Genomic DNA, 286 nt, shown 5'->3' with positions numbered 1-286 from the left:
GCCGCGAGGAAGTCCGCCTCCTCCACCGAGTGCGCGCGGGAGCGGAAGTCGATGTCGTTGGTGCCCAGTGCGATCCGAGCGAACTTCGAGTAGGCGTAGGCGTCCTCGTACGTGGCCCGGCCGCCGACCAGCACGCCGGTACCGCCGTCGACCGATCGCAGCCCCCGGGCCGCGACCGCCAGCGCCTCCGGCCACGAGGCGGGAACCAGGTCACCGGCGTCGTCGCGGATCAGCGGGGTCTCGATCCGATCGGGCTCGGTCGCGTACGCGAATGCCCACCGGCCCT

Annotated in this window: 1 protein-coding gene; it reads right to left on the bottom strand. The window is 72.7% G+C overall.

Annotated features, from left to right (window positions below):
- The coding region (locus tag IJ15_RS25085) for a molybdopterin-dependent oxidoreductase (protein WP_037136147.1) at positions 1-286 on the bottom strand (286 nt) is incomplete at both ends.

The sequence above is a fragment of the Prescottella defluvii genome (assembly GCF_000738775.1).
In the GTDB taxonomy this organism is placed as follows: Bacteria; Actinomycetota; Actinomycetes; order Mycobacteriales; family Mycobacteriaceae; genus Prescottella; species Prescottella defluvii.
Note: the sequence above shows the minus strand (reverse complement) of the source record. Positions and strands in the feature narration are given on the sequence as shown.